Below are 15,378 nucleotides of genomic sequence, written 5' to 3'. Positions count from 1 at the left end.
CACCGCGCGCCGGCTGCTGAGGGACCGAGCTAGTGGGGGCCGCGTGCCAGGGGCGGACGTCGACGATGACGACGATCTGCTCGTCGACCTGGGCTCCACCGAGCCCGAGCCCGACGAACCTGAGCTCGGCGATCCAGCTACCAGGACCGGCTCGGACCGGGGTCCCCTGGCGCGTACCGCTGCGGGGATCGCCGCGGGCGCCGTCGTCCTGGTCGCCGTGCTGCTGGGCGCGTCCGAGGTGCTGCGCGGCCCGCAGGAGCGCCTCGAAGACCGGCTGAGCGAGGCGCTGGCCGGCGCCGGCGTCGAGCTGGTCACCCCGGTCTCCCTGTCCGACGACGACGGCGACGGCGTGTGGACCGGCCGCCTCCGGGTGGCTGACGCCGACGGCGGCGTGACAGGTCTGCGGGTGGCGCTTCGGCCCCACTCCGTGAACGCAGGCGACAGCGCCGCCGCCCCAGCGCGTGAGGTGCTCCCCCTTGTCGACTGTGAGTCCCGCTACCCGCTGAGCTGGCCCGGAGACAGCGACACCAGCTACCGCACCACCCGCTCCGACCTCGCCGAGTGCGTCACCGAGTCCGATGGTGACGGGCGGATCACCACGGTCGCCTGGCGCGACGACGACTCCGACGACGGCGACGGCGGCGGCGCGGTGGGCCGCCAGACCTGGCGCACGGATGCCGACGGTGGCCTCGTATGGCTTCACAACGGCGTCGTCGGCGGTGGTAGCGGTGACCGGGGAGATAGCTGGAGCCGCACCGGTCTCAGCGGCGAGCAGCAGCGCGCCGTCGTTCGCACGAACGGCCTGCTCGACAGTCTCTGACGGCCGCTGACAGACGCTGACGGCCTCGGCCGGCCGATGACGAGCTCGGGCGCACCTACCCTCGGAGGGTGAGTCAGCTCCGCCCTCCGTCGTCCGCGCACGGCCCGCTGCCCGACGAGTCCACCGTGCGCGCGGCGCTGAGCAGCGTGCTCGACCCGGAGATCCGCCGCCCGATTACCGAGCTGGGCATGGTAAGCTCGCTGGAGGTCTCGGCTGCGGGCGCCGTCGTCGTCGAGGTGTTGCTCACCACGTCAGGGTGCCCGTTGCGCGACACCCTCCAGCGTGACGTCACCGAGGCGGTGTCCGGCGTCGAAGGCGTGAGCGCCGTGCAGGTGGAGCTGGGCGTCATGAACGACGAGCAGCGGTCGGCGCTGCGGGGCGTGCTCCGAGGGCAGTCCGGATCATCGGGGGCCGAGCGGGACGTGCCGTTCGCGCGGCCGGGCTCGCTGACGCGGGTGTACTGCGTGGCCTCCGGCAAGGGTGGGGTCGGCAAGTCGACGCTCACGGTGAACCTGGCCGTGGCGATGGCCCGCGACGGGCTGCGCGTGGGCCTGGTGGATGCCGACGTCCACGGCTTCTCCGTGCCGGGCCTGCTCGGAGCGACCGGACGGCCGGTGAAGATCGACGACGTCGTCATCCCCCCGGTGGCGCACGGCGTCAAGGTCATCTCCATGGGGATGGTCGTGCCGGACGGGCAGCCGGTGATGCACCGTGGGCCGCTGCTGCACCGGGCGCTGCAGCAGTTCCTCACCGAGGTCCACTTCGGTGACCTCGACGTGCTCCTGCTCGACATGCCACCCGGCACCGGAGACGTACCGATCAGCGCCGCGCAGCTGCTGCCGGGCTCGGAGCTGCTCGTGGTGACGACGCCGCAGCCGGCGGCCGCCGAGGTGGCGCACCGCTCGGGCGGGCTCGCCGCGCGCACCGGTCAGGGCGTCGTCGGCGTGGTGGAGAACATGAGCTGGATGCCCATGCCCGACGGGTCGCGCCTGGAGGTCTTCGGCTCCGGCGGCGGCGCCGCGGTGGCCGAGCGGCTCTCGCGCGACTCCGGCACGCCCGTGCCCCTGCTTGCCCAGGTGCCGCTGGACGTCGCGGTCCGCGAAGGCGGCGACGCGGGCACGCCCGTAGTCCTGGCGGCTCCGGACTCCCCCGCCGCCGTGGTGCTCTCCGACCTGGCGCGCACGCTCGGCCGCCGCGCCCGCGGCCTGGCCGGCCGCCCGCTCGGCGTCGTCCCCGCCTGACCGCCCCGCGAGGGTCAGGTGGCCTCGAGGTCGACGGGAGCGCCCGCCGCGGAGCGGGCCATCGGCACGGCGGGGGCGTCGGCGCCGTCGGATGCAGGATCCACGACGGCGGGAGACGCTTCGTCCGAGCCAGCGGGCCGCTTGTCCGCGGGGCTGACGGAGGGGTGACCGGCGTTGCTCGGGCTGGCGCTCGCCTCGTCGCCCGGCGACGCAGCTGCCGCAACGGCACCCGCGGCAGTAGCTCCCGCGGCAACCCCCGCAGCACCAGCCCCAGCGGCGGCAGCACCCGAGACAGCAGCAGGACCCCCGCTGCTGACGGGCTTCGTGGCGGGAGCGGCCGGCTCGTCGTCGTCCTCGAGCGGCGCACTCAGCGCATCGGCGATGATCTTGCGGGGGTCGTACTGGCGCGGGTCGAGCTTCTTCCAGTCGACGTCGTCGAACTCGGGACCGAGCTCCCCGCGGACCTGCTCGCGCAGTCCCATCGCCATCTTCCGGCCTTCGCGCACCATCCGCCCGAGCTGCTGGGCGTACTGCGGCAGCCGCTCCGGTCCGACGACGATGAGCACGACGAGCAGCAGGACGGCGAACTCACCCGGGTTGATGCCGAACACTGCCTGCTCCCTCGCTCCCTGCACGCTGCCTGGGTCGGCGCCTCGCGAGGCCTTCGACCCACCGGACCCCATCCTGCCCCCGCCGGACGCGTCCCAGCGCCGAGCCTGTGTCGCCGCGGGCTCACCCGACGAGCGGAACCACCCGTCCGGGGCCACCGATGGCGCGGGGCCCGGTGCGCCGCGGCGCTGGGGCGCGGTGCTCCAGGTGACGCCGCAGCTGCGCCCGGGCGCGGTGCAACCGCGAGCGGACCGTGCCGCTCTTGACGCCCAGCACGTCGGCGACCTCGTCGTAGGTGAGGCCCTCGACGTCGGCGAGGACGACGACGGCGCGGAAGTCGGGCGAGAGCCGCTCCAGGGCTGCCCGGACGTCGACGTCGAAACGCCCGGCCTCGAACGCCCGCTCGGGGCCGGCGCCGCGGTCAGGAAGGCGCGCGGCGATCTCCTCGGTGAGCGCGTCGAAGCGGAGCCGACGGCGACGCCGCGTCTGGTCGAGGAAGAGGTTGGTAGTGATGCGGTGCAGCCAGCCCTCGAACGTGCCGGGCACGTAGGAGTCGAGGGAGCGGAACACGCGGACGAAGACCTCTTGCGTGAGGTCGTCGGCGTCGTCGCGGTTGCCGGTGAGGCGGTACGCGAGCCGGTGCACCCGCGCGGAGTGCTCCCGGACCAGCTCGTCCCAGGAGGGCGGGGTCCACGGCTGCTCCTCCGGCGACGGGGTCGCAGCAGAAGGGCGCGGGGCACCGTCCGGAGATGGCATGGATCCCACTGTGGCCCTCCTTTCTGCGAACGTCCTGGGCGGAGAGTGTGAGCCGAGTCACGCCCGGGCTCATGAATCAGTGGCGGCGCGCCGCCAGGAGCAGCCCCTCGCTGCTGGGCACGAGCGCGGGCAGCAGGTCCGGGGAGTTCCGCAGCGCCCTCGACAGGCCGCGCACCGCCGTCGTCACGGGGTCGCGCTGGGCGGGGTCTCCGGCACGGTCGGCGGAGAGCGCACCGTGCAGGGCCACGACCCCGCCGGGCCGCAGCAGCCGTACGGCGCGCTCGAGGTAGACCTCGGTGCCGATCGGGTCGGCGTCGAGGAGCACCAGGTCGTACCCGCCCTCGGTGAGCCGCGGCAGGACGTCGACGGCGCGACCGGTGATGCCGCGGATCCGTCCGCTGCGCACGCCCAGTTCCGCGAAGGCGACGCGGGCCGCCCGCAGGTGCTCGGGCTCGGCGTCGATGGTGGTGAGCACGCCGTCACGCGGCATACCGCCGAGCATCCACAGCCCGGAGACCCCGGCGCCGGTCCCGATCTCGACGACGGCGCGCGCGTCGACGGCGGTGCACATCAGCTGCAGCAGCGCTCCGGCACCGTTGCCGACGGCGGAGATGCCCAGCTCACGGGCGCGCGTGCGGGCGCGCTCCACGGCTTCGGACTCCGGCACGAAGTGCTCGGCGTACTGCCAGCTCGCGGCCTTGGACCCGCCCGCCGAGCTCATGGGGGAACGCCGCCCCGGACCGGTAGCAGGCGCGGGCACGCCACCGGTCGGTACGCCCGGCAGTCCGGGCACGCCCGGGGTCACGGCAGGTCTTCCAGGAGACGCAGCAGAACCCGCGCGCCCCAGCCGGTGGCGCCGCGGGGTACCTCGTGCGACTCCTTCTCCGAGCGCCCGACACCGGCGATGTCCAGGTGAGCCCACCGCCGCGCCCCCGCGAACTCCCGCAGGAACAGCGCCGCGGTGACCGATCCCGCCCCGGGAGCCGGGGACGACGGCACGTGGCGCAGGTCGGCGACGTCGGAGTCGAGGCTGGCGCGGTATTCCTCCACCAGCGGCATCCGCCAGATGCGCTCGCCGGTGGCCTGGCCGGCGGCGGTCAGGGCCTCGGCCAGCGCATCGTCCTCGGTGAACAGCGCGGCGTGCTGGCGGCCCAGGCCGAGCGTCGCGGCGCCGGTGAGGGTGGCGACGTCGATGAGCAGCGCCGGGTCGAGCGTGGCATCGGCCAGGGCGAGCGCATCGGCCAGGACGAGGCGGCCTTCGGCGTCGGGGTTGTCGACCTCGACGGTGGTGCCGTCGAGCACGCGGATGACGTCTCCGGGCCGGTAGCTGGCCGCACCGAGAGAGTTCTCCGCCAGCGGCAGCAGCGCGGTCACGGGGCGGGGCAGCCCGGTCTCGGCCGCAGCGACCGCCGTCGCGAGCACCACGGCGGCGCCGGCCATGTCGGTCTTCATGGCCACCATCGACTCGCGCGGCTTGAGCGCCAGACCGCCGGTGTCGAAGGTGATGCCCTTGCCGACGAGCACCGCGCGCCCGCGGGCTGCGGCCGCCGCATCCGCGGGGGTCCAGTCGATGCGGACCAGGCACGGCGGGTGCTGCGAGGCGGCGCCCACGGCCAGCAGGCCCCCGGCACGGCGCTGCGCGAGCTCCACCTCATCGAGCACGGTGGCGGTGAGCGTGCCGGAGCCAGGGACGACGGCGGCCGCAGCCACCAGCGCGCGGGCCTGGCCGGCCACCCAGTCCGGGGTCTTGGTCGACGACGGCGTGGCGGCCAGGTCGCGCACACGCCACGTCGCGGTGGCCGAGATGGTGGCGGCGGCGATCTCGCCGGGTGCGCCCTCCGGGGCGCCGAGTAGTACGACGGTGCGCACCGCGGGCTCGGGTCCGGTCTCGATGCCGGTACGCGGGGGTGCCCACGCGCCAAGCAGGAGGCCCTCGACGAAGGCCCTCAGGCCCGCCGCGTCGAGGTCAGCGGTGGGCGTGCTCACCCGGTCCAGTCCGCGAGCGGCACGCGCCAGGGCAGCGCCCGCGCGGCGGAGGTCCTTCGCAGAGCCGGAGCCGATGCCCAGCAGCAGCACACGCACGGGGGCGTCGTCGGCGTCACGGGGGTCACCGGCCAGGCGGGCACCGTGCAGGGGCAGGGTGGACCCGGCGCCGGCGCGCCAACGCGCGAGCCGGCAGACCTCGCCGAGGTCGAGACCGGTACGGGTGGCCACCCACTGCCCGGCAGGGCCGAGCACGGGCTCGGCGGGGGTACCGCTGGCGTCGTCGTCATCGGTCTTCCCACGGGCGGGAGCGCCCACGGGCACGACGAGGAGCGAGGGACCCGCCAGCGCACCGACGCCACCGGCGGGACCGGTGGCGTCGGTGAGGGGGGCTGCGACCTCGAGCTGCGGGAGCGGACGACCGGGCCGAGGCCCGACCGCGAGGTCAGCGGCCGCGTCGGGAGCCCTGTCGAGCGCGGGCGGCGCCGAGGGGGAAGGCGCGCCGGCCACGCTCAGCCTGCGGCGGTCTTGAGCGCGTCGCCCAGGGCGTTGGCCTCGTCGGGGTTCATCTCGACGACCAGGCGGCCACCGCCCTCGAGCGGCATGCGCATGACGATGCCCCGCCCCTCCTTGGTGACCTCCAGGGGACCGTCACCAGTCCTGGGCTTCATGGCAGCCATGCGGCACACCCCTTCCACGTGCAAGGCACGCCATCGGTGGAGAGCGGACGCCGGAGCATCCGCGGACTGTGAGCATCATCCCATCGGGGACCGACGTCCGGTAACCGAGGCATCCACCGGATGGGCGGCCCTGCAGGTCATCGGCCGGTCACCCGCAGGTCAGCCGTCAACAGCAGCCCGTCACGGTGGCCAGTCCGAGGGTGGGGAGAACCTCCACAGCCAGGCGACCCAGACCACCTGCAGCGCGAGCCCGGCGACCGCCCAGGCACCCACGGCGGCCCGCGAGCGCACCTGGACGGCGATGAGCAGCGCGACGGGCACCTGGAGCAGCAGGTAGCGGAACAGCGACGTCCACGGGTCGAGCACCACCAGCAGGTACGCCTGCTGGGCGAGCACCCAGGCAGGCAGCTCCGGGCCCAGGGAGCGCGCCGCCGGCCCGGTGCACCACCACACCAGCGCCGCCAGCGCCGCCACGAGGAGCACCGGGCCGGCGACGTCGCCGAAGAGCTGGGACGAGGCCCGCAGCCACGGCACCACCCAGACCACCTGCCCGCTGCGCCAGGCCGACTGGACCTCCGTGTAGGCGTCGGGGATGCCGGTGGCCACGCCCACCGCCACCGGCCAGGCGAGGCCGGCAACACCGCTGGCGACCAGCAGGCCCAGAAGGGCGAACCGGTCGCGCAGCGTCACGGAGCGCCCCTCCGCGCGCCACCGTGCGACGGCGTGCACGAGCACCACCAGCGCGAACGGCAGAGCGACGGCACGGGTGGCGCCGAGCAGCAGCACGGCGAGCACGCACCAGCCGTAGCGGCGCTCCACCAGCGTGAGCAGTGCCCACGCCAGCGCCAGCAGCGCGAGGGACTCCGTGTACGCGTACTGCAGGACGGGCGCCGCGGGGGCGCAGAGCACGAGCAGCAGCCCCGCGAGGGCCGCCTGCTCCCCCGCCACGCGGGCGAAGAGCCTCCTCAGGACGACGGCGGCAGCAGCGCCCAGCAGCAGCGCGGTGGTCGGTGCCACGACCTCCCAGCTCCCGCCGGTGACCGTCATGAGCAGCCGCACGAGCAGCGGGTAGGCGGGGAAGAAGGCCCACTCGCTCTGGGCGGCGGCGCCGTCGGCCGAGCGGGGCAGCGGCAGCGGGTACCCGCCCTCGGCGATCTTGCGGTACCAGGTCGCGTCCCACAGGTCCGCGGCCATGATCGGGTAGGACGGCGAGGCCGGCGTCCACACCGACTGCTCCTGGAACCGCGCGACGCTGACCGTCACCGCCGCGGCGAACACCCGGGTGGCCGCGTAGAGCAGCAGCGCCTGCGCCCAGCCGGGCAGGGCGGTGAATCGCAGCCAGGCGCGGGCTCCCGCAGCGTGCAGGGCGGATCCGGCGCGCTGGCGCGCGGAGAGCAGCCCGTCCAGGAGGACGATCACGCGGCGAAGCTCACCGGGATGCCCGGGCCTCGGCTTCGGCGGCGACCTTCTTGAGGGTGTTGCCGAACGCCAGCCACCCGCCCACCGCGATCGGCAGGGTGACAGCGCGCGACAGCTTCTTGTTGACGAAGGAGATGTCCTCGGTCCACCGCAGCCGGCTGCGGCCCCCCGGCAGCGGCACCACCTGCACCTCCGCGTGACCCAGCACCAGCCGGCCGCGGTGCTCGATGGCCGCGGTCCCGGCGCGAGTGGGGGTGGGAGGTTCCCAGGAGGTGACCTCCATGGGGTCGTCGAAGGCGGCACGGCCGATGCCGCTGCGACCGACGAAACGCGTGCCCACACCGCCGGTGTCGTGCTCGACGGTCATGGTGGTCAGCGGGATCCAGTCGCCGTGGCGGGACCAGTCGGTGACCAGCTCCCAGACCACGTCAGCGGGGGCAGCCACCTCGCGGTGCGCGGTGAAGCGGGCCACGTCAGCTCTCCTCGTCACGGGTGGATGGGCGGGCCACGGGGGTGCTCGCAGCAGCGGCCAGCGCCTCCAGACGGCGGTCGCGCTCGGCCAGCTCGGCGCGCAGCCTGGCGAGCGTGGCGTCGACCTCGTCCATGCGGTAGCCGCGCGGCACCACGGAGAAGCGCAGCGCGTCGAGGTCCGCCGGCTCCAGGCTGCGGGCCGGCAGCGGCCGGTGCGGACTGCCGCCCGTCGGGCCTGGCATTCCCGCCGGCAGGCGGCCCGCCGCGACAGCGACGACCACCCCCACCACGGCTACCGCCACGAGCAGCAGGACGAGGGTCACGCGGCGATGCTGCCAGACGATCGCGCACGCGGCGCCCGTGAGCCTGAGCGGGCGCCGATGCACCGGCAGCCGCTCAGGCGCCGGACTCCAGACCCTCCTGGGTGCGCACCGACTCCGGAGCGAGCGCGGGGACCGAGCTGGCAGCGGCGAGGCCCGCTTCGACGGCGTCGAGCGCCTCGGCGGCGCTCGCCGTCCACACCACCTCGTCGGCTGCGGCACGCTGCACGAACCCGCCGACGACGAGCGCCTCGACGGCCTCACGCAACGGCGCGAGCACGCCCGTCGGGTCGCACACGACGACGGGCTTGCCGTGCAACGCGAGCGCCTTGGCGCTCCACACTTCCAGCAGCTCCTCGAGGGTGCCCAGGCCTCCGGGCAGCACGACGAAGGCGTCGGCGGCGTCGTCCATGAGGCCCTTGCGCTCGCGCATGCCCTCGGTGACCACCAGCTCGTCGGCGTAGCGGTCTCCGACCTCCTTCTCCAGGAGGGCGCGGGGGATGACGCCGTAGGTGCGGCCGCCTCCCTCACGGGTGGCCTTGGCGACAGCACCCATCATCGACACCGAGCCACCGCCCGAGACCAGGGAGTGACCGCGGGCGGCGATCAGGGAGCCGACCTCGGCCGCCAGCTGCACGTGGCGGGGGTCGATGCGCTCGGAGGCGGAGCAGTACACGGCGATCGCGGGCACGGGCCCACCTTGCCAGCCGCCCCGGAAGCAGGTGCGTGATCATGCAGAAGACCCGCACGATCGGCGCCCATCGTGCATGACTTCCTTGATCGTCGCAGGGAGATGACCTCGTAACGATCAAGGAAGTTGTGCACACCGCGGTCAGCTGGCGGCGGCGATCTCACCCGTCGTCGGTCCGTGCGGTGAGCGGGGCCGACGCGGCGCCGCGGCAACGGCGGCGTCGGTCAGGGCTCGCACGAGGTCGGCGGCGTCCTCGGGGTCCAGCCGCAGCGTGGTGGTGCACACGTCACCGTCCCAGAGCGAGAGCACCACGAGGCCACCGCCGGGAGCGTCGGGATGGGTCGTCACGCGCAGGGCGCGGGCGGGACGGTCGCGGTCGCGCACGACAGCGCTGCGGGCGGGGGCCGGGACGACGCGCATGACCGATCATCACCCCACCTCCCAGGGTTCCACCAGCCCCCGGACGGTCGACCGAGATGCGCGTGCGCGTGGCGGCGGCGTGTCTGCCGCTCCTCAGCCATCGCTCCGGCAGGCGGACTCCACGGCCTGAGCGGCCTTGCGGGCGGCGATGAGCACCGGGTCCCACACGGGCGCGAACGGCGGGGCGTAGGCGAGGTCGAGGGAGAGCACCTCCTCGACCGTCATCTCGTTCCACACGCAGATCGCGAGCGCGTCGATCCTCTTGCCAGCACCGGAGCGCCCCACGACCTGGCCGCCGAGCAGCCTGCCGCTGCGCTCGTCGGCGACGAGCTTGACGCGCACGGGCTCCGCACCGGGCATGTACCCGGCGGTGGTCGTGGAGTCGACAGCGACGGTCACCACCTGGAACCCCGCATCGGTGGCTTCCTCGGTGGACAGACCCGTGCGTCCGATCTCCACCCGGCACACCTTGGTGATGGCGGTGCCGACCACCCCCGGGAACGTCGCGTACCCGCCGCCGAGATTGATCCCCGCGACCCGGCCCTGCTTGTTGGCGTGGGTGCCCAGTGGCACGTGAACCCCGCGGCCGGAGACGCGGTGGCGCACCTCGGTGCAGTCGCCCGCGGCCCACACCCCCTCGGCCCGGGTGCGCTGGGCGACGTCGACGGCGATGGCGCCCGACTCCCCCAGCGGCACGCCCGCCTCGCGCGCAAGCGCCACCGACGGGGCCACGCCGAGCCCCATGACCACGAGGTCACACGGCAGCTCCAGGCCGCCGGCCGTGTGCACGGCGCGCACGCGTCCGCCCTCGGAGGCGGGCGCGAGCTCCAGGCCGCAGACCTCTTCGCCGGTGACCAGGTGCACGCCCTCACCTCGGACGGCCTCGGCGATGAGGGCGCCCATGTCGTCGTCGACGGTGCCCAGCGGCGTCGCGCCGCGCTGCACCACGGTGACGTGCAGGCCGCGGAGCACACAGGCCTCGGCCACCTCCAGGCCGATGTAGCCGCCGCCGACCACCACCACCCGGCGCACGCGACCGGACTCGAGGTCGGCGATGAGCGCCGAGCCGTCGTCCAGGGTCTGCACCCCATGCACGCCGGCCTCCGGGCCGGCGTCGAAGCCGGGCGCGTCGGGGCGGCGCGGCACCGCGCCGGTGGCGATGACGAGCTGGTCGAAGCCGTCGCTGCCCTCGCGCGGGCCGTCGTCGTCCTGATCACCCACCCGACGCCAGGTCACGGTGCGAGCGGCGAGGTCGACGCCGACCACCTCGGTGCCCATCCGCAGGTCGATCCCGCGGCGCCGGTGCTCCTCCGGGCTTCTCGCGATCAGCCCCTCGCGGGACCCGACCAGCCCGCCGACCCAGTACGGAATGCCGCACGCCGAGTACGACGTGGCGCTGCCGCGCTCGAACGCGACCACCTCCAGCTCGCGCCCGCGGGGCTGCCGTTGACGGGCCTGCTGGAGGGCCTGCGAGGCCGCCGCCATGCCGGCGGCGTCACCTCCGACGACGACGACGCGCGAGCGGCCTGCAGCCATGTCGGTGACGCTAGCCGGAGATCGCGGACGCGCTCGGCGAGCGTCCTCCCCGCGCGCCGGCGGCCCATTCCTCGTTGACCAGACCGCCCAGCAGCACGACGCCGCTGCCCAACCAGCCCAGGAGCATCGCGGCCACGAGCGCGCCCACCACGGTGGACGCGGCCTGCACGGCCTCGTCGCCCGATGTCGTCACCGGGCCGGGGGTACCCAGCACCGCCAGGGAGGCCCGGAACGCGACCACCAACCCGACCAGGGCCGCGGTCGCGAAGACCGCGCCCGGAACCACCGAGCGCCACGTCACCCGCACCGGGGCACCGACCCGGTAGAGCAGCGCCAGCCCGGCCGCGACCACGAGCAGCAGCACCGGCCAGCGGCCGATCTCCCAGACGGTGGCAAAGACATCTCCCAGACCCAGGGCTTGGGCCAGGCGCTCGCCGCCGCCCAGCAGCGGCCCCACCACGAGGACGACGAGCATGAGCGCCCCCGCCACCACGGACACCGCCGTGAGTGCGAGCGAGAGGACGAAGAGCAGCACCGGGCGGCGCTCCTCGACGGGCGTCTCGCCCTCGCGCAGCACCCGCAACGCCGAGCGCACCACGCGGCTGGCCACCACGAGGGCCACCACCGCCGATCCGACGGCGACGCCCGTCTGCTCCTGCGCCAGCAGCTCGCGCACCAGCGGCGCCCCCAGGCTGGCGGCCAGAGCCGGGCTGAGGACGGCGTCGAGCAGCTGCACGAGGAAGGCCTGCGCGGCGCCGACGTCGTCGGGGTCGAGCACACGCCCCAGCAGGCCCAGGCCGGCCCCGAGGGCAGTGACCAGCGGCACCGCCGACAGCAGCAGGTAGAAACACATTTCCGCGGCGCGCCCACCGAGCCGCAGCCCTGATGCCCGCAGCGCCACCCGCGCGGCCACGGCCACCGGGTTGCGGCCCCTCAGCCGCCACGGCGCCCGCTGCGCGGGAGCCTGGAGCCTGACGACGAGCCGCGTCGGGGGCACGGCCCGGCTACCCCCTGGACGACGAGGACGCGCTCGTCGTCGTCGGCAGCAGCCAGGCGAGGAGCCCCTCACGGCACTCGCGGATCTCCTCGACGGAGCACCACTCGCCGGCGGTGTGTGCGAGCAGCGGGTCTCCGGGGCCGAAGTTCACCGCGGGCACCCCGAGCTCGGAGAAGCGGGCGACGTCGGTCCAGCCAAGCTTGGCGACGGGCTGGCGGCCACTGCGGGCCTGCACCTGCTGCACGAAGTCGCGGGTGGCGGGGTGGTCCAGTCCGGGGCGGGCGCCGGGCGCGGCGTCGACGACGACGATCTCCGCGCCGACCTGCTCGTCCAGCCCGGCGAACACCTCACGCACGTGCTGCTCGGCCTGCGCCGGGGTGAAGCAGGGGGCGAAGCGGTGGTTGACCGTGACGGTGCAGGCATCGGGGATGACGTTGCCCGCCACGCCACCGCTGATACCGACGGCGTTGAGGCCCTCCCGGTAGACAAGACCGTCCACTTCGATGCTGCGCGCCTCGTACGCGGCCAGCCGGGACAGCACCGGTGCGGCGAGGTGGATGGCGTTGACGCCCACCCATGAGCGCGCCGAGTGCGCGGCGCGGCCGGTGAGCCGGATCTCCGCGCGCAGCGTGCCGTTACAGCCGCCCTCGATGCTCGCGTTGGTGGGTTCTCCGAGGACGGCGACGTCGCCCGCGAGCCATTCGGGGCGGCGACGCGCCAAACGCCCGAGGCCGTTGAGGGACGAGTCCACCTCCTCGTGGTCGTAGAACACCCAGGTGACGTCACGCACCACGCGGCGCGGCTCGCTGGCCAGCGCCTCCGCCACGGCAGCCGCTGCCGACAGGGCCATCGCGACGCCGCCCTTCATGTCCGTGGCGCCGCGGGCCACGAGCCGGTCCACACCGTCGACCACCTCGCGGCGCGAGGGCACGTCGCCCCCGGCCAGCGGGACGGTGTCGAGGTGACCGGCGACGACGACGCGCTCGGCGCGGCCGAGCCGGGTGCGGGCCACCACGGCGTCGCCGTGGCGCAGCACCTCGTAGTGTCCGCCGCCAGCTCCCTCGCGGGAGCCGAGGTGTCGTAGGGCGTCTTCGACGAGGTCGGCGAGGGGACCCTCGCGGCCGCTCACCGACTCGACGTCGCACAGGGCGGCGGCCAGGTCGACGACGTCGCCGGTGAGGTCGAGCCGGTGGTGGGGAGCTGGGTCGTGGGTCCGCCCGGTGGTACTGCTCACAGCGACGACCCTAGGTGCCGTCGGGCCTCCGGTCGGTGATCCCGGTCCGGTGCCACCCCGCTGCACCACACCTCACCTGTCAGCACGCGGTCAGCACCGCCAACCGTGCCCCACGCGTCACACGCCCTCCTACCCTGGAGCCATGACCACCGGCACCCCCCGCACGGCCTGGGGCTACGGCCTGGCCACCAGCTCCACGAGCGACCAGACCGTGCTCGACACCTGGTACCCCAGCCCCGCGCTCGGCGCCGCCCCCAGCGACGACAGCCCCTCCGCCGTCCCCGCGGCCCTGGCCGCCCTCGCCGGCGAGGACCCGGCCCGCGGCGTGCGGACGCACGTGGTGCGCACCGAGATCGACCTCGACGCCGCGCCGGCCGACGCGCCCGACGCCTACCTGCGTCTGCACCTGCTGTCCGCGCGGCTCGCGGCGCCGCGCAGCATCAACCTCGACGGGATCTTCGGCAAGCTCGCCAACGTCGTGTGGACCGACCGCGGCCCCTGCCCGGTGGCCGGGTTCGAGCAGACCCGGTTGCGCCTGCGCGCGAGCGGGCCGGTGCAGGTGCTCGGCGTCGACAAGTTCCCCCGCATGGTCGACTACGTGCTCCCGACCGGCGTGCGCATCGCCGACGCCGACAGGGTGCGCCTGGGCGCGCACCTCGCCGAGGGCACCACCGTCATGCACGAGGGCTTCGTGAACTTCAACGCCGGCACGCTCGGCGCCTCGATGGTGGAAGGCCGGATCTCGGCGGGCGTCGTCGTCGGAGACGGCAGCGACGTCGGCGGCGGCGCCTCGATCATGGGGACGCTCTCCGGCGGGGGCACGCAGGTCATCTCCGTGGGGAAGCGGTCGCTGCTGGGCGCCAACGCCGGCATCGGCATCTCCCTCGGTGACGACTGCGTCGTCGAGGCGGGCCTCTACGTCACGGCCGGCACCAAGGTGGTGCTCACCGGCGAGCTGGCGTTGGCGCACGCCCCCGAGGGCTGGCAGCCGGGCGACGAGCCCGTCGTCGTCAAGGCCCGTGACCTGTCAGGGCGCGACGGTCTGCTGCTGCGTCGCAACTCCACGAGCGGAGCAGTGGAGGCGGTGGCGCTCACCAAGGCCGCCGTCGTCCTCAACGACGCCCTGCACGCCAACTGACGGCTGCGGCGACCGTTCAGGAACCCGGGCAACCCGGCTGACCCGGCCGAGACCGTGGCGACAGTGCAACAGCGCAGGCGTCCCGCGCCGCCGCCCCCGCGCCGGGGCGGCGGCTCCGGCGCCTTCGGCAGGCTGGTGGGGACGGCGGCCGTGCTCGCCGTCCTCGCCGGTGGCGCGTGGGTCGCCGTGAATCAGGTGGCACCCTCGAGCACCGTGGTGGTGGAGCGGTGCACCGCCGTCAGCGGCGAGGGCGCCCAGCGCACCGAGTACGACCTGGCGCCCGACCAGGCCGCCAACGCCGCGCTCATCACCGCCATCACGCAGCAGCGCGGCATGCCCGCGCGCGCCGCCACTATCGCGCTGGCGACGGCCGTGCAGGAGAGCAAGCTGCGCAACATCGCCTACGGAGACCGCGACTCCCTGGGCCTGTTCCAGCAGCGCCCCTCGCAGGGCTGGGGAACCCCCGAGCAGATCCAGGACCCGGTGTACTCCACCAACGCGTTCCTCGACGTGCTCATCAAGGTCGACGGGTACGCCGACGAGCCCATCACCGAGGTGGCGCAGCGCGTGCAGCGGTCAGCCTTCCCCGATGCCTATGCCGACCACGAGCCGGAGGGCCGCGCCTACGCCTCCGCGCTGACCGGGTACTCCCCCGCCGCGCTGACGTGCCGGCTGCGTCCGGTGCCGGACTCCTCGGCGGAGGCCGCGGCGGCGGACGGGTACTGGCCGCGCACGCAGCCGCTGGTGGACGCCTTCGCGCGGGAACGCGGCACCCGGGTGGCGATCGCTCCGGCCGACGAGGGAGCGGGCGCGCTCATCGGTGCGCCGGTCTCACGCGGCGCCGTCGAGGACGCGCAGCGGCGCACCGGCTGGTCGGCCGCGCAGTGGGCGGTGGCGCACGCCGCCGACTTCCAGGTGGTGGCCGTCGGCACGGACGGCAAGCAGTGGCGCCGCGACCGGCCCGATGACGGCTGGGTGGACGTCCCGGAGGCGGACCGGGCGCGGCTGGCGCCGGCTGGTGCCGCCGTCGTCCTCGTCGCCGGTGGTCGCGTCGAGTAGCCCC

At 74.8% G+C, this 15,378-nt stretch carries 17 protein-coding genes; 4 read left to right on the top strand and 13 right to left on the bottom strand.

Annotated features, from left to right (window positions below; all coding sequences use genetic code 11):
- Positions 1-43: 43 nt before the first annotated feature.
- Entirely contained in the window at positions 44-820 is a 777-nt protein-coding gene (locus tag BXY45_RS00840; protein WP_109772392.1) for a hypothetical protein, read from the top strand.
- A gap of 68 nt (positions 821-888) precedes the next feature.
- The gene (locus tag BXY45_RS00835) at positions 889-2,061 is read left to right on the top strand and encodes an Mrp/NBP35 family ATP-binding protein (RefSeq protein WP_174976632.1); all 1,173 of its coding nucleotides are present in this window, start codon (positions 889-891) and stop codon (positions 2,059-2,061) included.
- A 14-nt stretch (positions 2,062-2,075) separates the two neighbouring features.
- Here BXY45_RS00835 and BXY45_RS24805 read toward each other — a convergent pair whose 3' ends face one another.
- The 13 genes from BXY45_RS24805 to dapE form a co-directional block, all read right to left on the bottom strand.
- Positions 2,076-2,696 carry a twin-arginine translocase TatA/TatE family subunit gene (locus BXY45_RS24805; protein WP_245961578.1) on the bottom strand — a complete coding sequence of 207 codons (621 nt, stop codon included), beginning with the start codon at positions 2,694-2,696 and terminating at the stop codon, positions 2,076-2,078.
- A 97-nt stretch (positions 2,697-2,793) separates the two neighbouring features.
- Complete coding sequence (sigE, locus tag BXY45_RS00825) at positions 2,794-3,426, bottom strand: RNA polymerase sigma factor SigE (protein ID WP_109772668.1); 633 nt, start codon at positions 3,424-3,426, stop codon at positions 2,794-2,796.
- Positions 3,427-3,502: 76 nt separating this feature from the next.
- Entirely contained in the window at positions 3,503-4,186 is a 684-nt protein-coding gene (locus BXY45_RS00820; protein ID WP_245961577.1) for an O-methyltransferase, read from the bottom strand.
- 41 nt (positions 4,187-4,227) lie between these two features.
- A complete protein-coding gene (locus BXY45_RS00815; RefSeq protein WP_211319120.1) occupies positions 4,228-5,919 on the bottom strand; it encodes a leucyl aminopeptidase family protein in 1,692 nt (563 codons plus the stop codon).
- 2 nt (positions 5,920-5,921) lie between these two features.
- A complete protein-coding gene (locus tag BXY45_RS00810; protein WP_109772666.1) occupies positions 5,922-6,089 on the bottom strand; it encodes a DUF3117 domain-containing protein in 168 nt (55 codons plus the stop codon).
- A 180-nt stretch (positions 6,090-6,269) separates the two neighbouring features.
- On the bottom strand, positions 6,270-7,508 hold the full coding sequence (locus BXY45_RS00805; RefSeq protein ID WP_109772389.1) for a hypothetical protein: 1,239 nt from the start codon (positions 7,506-7,508) through the stop codon (positions 6,270-6,272).
- Positions 7,509-7,518: 10 nt separating this feature from the next.
- On the bottom strand, positions 7,519-7,980 hold the full coding sequence (locus BXY45_RS00800; protein WP_170131244.1) for an SRPBCC family protein: 462 nt from the start codon (positions 7,978-7,980) through the stop codon (positions 7,519-7,521).
- A gap of 1 nt (position 7,981) precedes the next feature.
- Positions 7,982-8,302, bottom strand: coding sequence for a DivIVA domain-containing protein (locus BXY45_RS00795; RefSeq protein ID WP_211319119.1), 321 nt, complete (start codon positions 8,300-8,302; stop codon positions 7,982-7,984).
- A gap of 73 nt (positions 8,303-8,375) precedes the next feature.
- Entirely contained in the window at positions 8,376-8,990 is a 615-nt protein-coding gene (locus BXY45_RS00790; RefSeq protein ID WP_109772387.1) for an LOG family protein, read from the bottom strand.
- A gap of 141 nt (positions 8,991-9,131) precedes the next feature.
- Positions 9,132-9,410 carry a hypothetical protein gene (locus BXY45_RS00785; protein ID WP_109772386.1) on the bottom strand — a complete coding sequence of 93 codons (279 nt, stop codon included), beginning with the start codon at positions 9,408-9,410 and terminating at the stop codon, positions 9,132-9,134.
- Between the two features lie 93 nt (positions 9,411-9,503).
- Positions 9,504-10,946, bottom strand: coding sequence for an FAD-dependent oxidoreductase (locus BXY45_RS00780; protein WP_109772385.1), 1,443 nt, complete (start codon positions 10,944-10,946; stop codon positions 9,504-9,506).
- Positions 10,947-10,956: 10 nt separating this feature from the next.
- The gene (locus tag BXY45_RS00775) at positions 10,957-11,943 is read right to left on the bottom strand and encodes a YihY/virulence factor BrkB family protein (RefSeq protein WP_109772384.1); all 987 of its coding nucleotides are present in this window, start codon (positions 11,941-11,943) and stop codon (positions 10,957-10,959) included.
- Positions 11,944-11,950: 7 nt separating this feature from the next.
- Entirely contained in the window at positions 11,951-13,177 is a 1,227-nt protein-coding gene (gene dapE / locus BXY45_RS00770) for a succinyl-diaminopimelate desuccinylase (RefSeq protein WP_109772383.1), read from the bottom strand.
- Between the two features lie 142 nt (positions 13,178-13,319).
- Between dapE and dapD the strand changes: the two genes are divergently transcribed.
- Together dapD and BXY45_RS24440 are read left to right on the top strand one after the other, a co-directional pair.
- Positions 13,320-14,315 (top strand): 2,3,4,5-tetrahydropyridine-2,6-dicarboxylate N-succinyltransferase, encoded by a 996-nt coding sequence (dapD, locus tag BXY45_RS00765; RefSeq protein ID WP_109772382.1) that lies wholly within the window; start codon positions 13,320-13,322, stop codon positions 14,313-14,315.
- A 132-nt stretch (positions 14,316-14,447) separates the two neighbouring features.
- Positions 14,448-15,374 carry a hypothetical protein gene (locus tag BXY45_RS24440; RefSeq protein WP_425468294.1) on the top strand — a complete coding sequence of 309 codons (927 nt, stop codon included), beginning with the start codon at positions 14,448-14,450 and terminating at the stop codon, positions 15,372-15,374.
- The last annotated feature ends 4 nt before the right edge of the window (positions 15,375-15,378 follow it).

It is taken from the genome of Quadrisphaera granulorum (assembly GCF_003149145.1).
Classification (GTDB): domain Bacteria; phylum Actinomycetota; class Actinomycetes; order Actinomycetales; family Quadrisphaeraceae; genus Quadrisphaera; species Quadrisphaera granulorum.
This window is presented reverse-complemented; position numbering and strand designations above follow the sequence as displayed.